Origin of the sequence: Phycicoccus elongatus Lp2 (assembly GCF_000367525.1) — a bacterium.
Lineage (GTDB): Bacteria > Actinomycetota > Actinomycetes > Actinomycetales > Dermatophilaceae > Phycicoccus_A > Phycicoccus_A elongatus.
Window position 1 is genome coordinate 115,904 of sequence record NZ_HF570956.1, and the last position, 901, is coordinate 116,804.

At 72.3% G+C, this 901-nt stretch carries 2 protein-coding genes; one reads left to right on the plus strand and one right to left on the minus strand.

What is annotated here, in order from left to right; translation table 11 throughout:
• On the plus strand, positions 1-652 hold a 652-nt coding region (locus tag BN10_RS00575; RefSeq protein ID WP_040750399.1), incomplete at its 5' end, for a VWA domain-containing protein.
• Here the strand turns inward: BN10_RS00575 and BN10_RS17055 are convergent.
• On the minus strand, positions 653-901 hold a 249-nt coding region (locus BN10_RS17055), incomplete at its 5' end, for a hypothetical protein (protein ID WP_040750403.1).

A 901-nucleotide genomic window follows, 5' to 3' on the forward strand; every position in this document is an offset into this window, starting at 1 on the left:
GGCGTCGCGCATGGCCGCCCGCCGGCGCCGGGCCCGCCGCGGCGAGATCGACATCCGCAAGACCCTGCGGCGCTCGATGTCGACCGGCGGGGTGCCCGTGCGCCCCGCCCTCAAGAGCCGCGCCCCGCACCGTCCCGACCTCGTGCTGCTCTGTGACCTGTCGAGCTCGGTCGCGGGCTTCTCGCGCTTCACCATCCTGCTCATGCAGGCCATGGCGGGGCAGTTCCGCAGGGTCCGCGTCTTCGGGTTCGTCAACGTGTGCGACGAGCTCACCGACACGGTCCTGTCCGCACCGCCGGGCTCGGACCTGTCGTCCGCCTTCGACGACACGGCGCGGATGACGCGATGGCACCGGAACAGCGACTACGGGTCGGCGCTGCTCGACTTCACCGACCGCTATCTCGAGGCGGTGGGGCCCCGCACGACCGTGCTGATCCTCGGTGACGCCCGCTCCAACAACACCGACCCGCACGTCGAGGCCCTACGCGTGGTCGTCGAGCGCGCCCGACAGGTGGTCTTCCTCAACCCGGAACCGCCGCGGCAGTGGGGCACCGGCGACTCGGTGGCCCACCTCTATGGCGAGGTCGTCGACATGCACGAGTGCGCCAACGCCAAGCAGCTCAGGGAGTTCGTCGGCCGCCTCCCCGTGTGATCACGCGCCACGGCCCTCGTGGTCGGCGTCGGGCGCGAGGCGGCGTCGGAGCCGGCGTCGCCCCCGGTCGGCGAGGACGCCGGCCGTGATGAGCACCGCGCCGACGACGATGAAGAGCAGGCCGCCCGAGAGGATCGGGGCGAAGACGGCAGCCGCCTGGAAGGTCATCCCGATCAGGATCGCCACCGTGGCGAGCACCGTTCGCACGAGGTCGTCGTGGACCGAGGCGACCGCCATGACCGCTCCCGC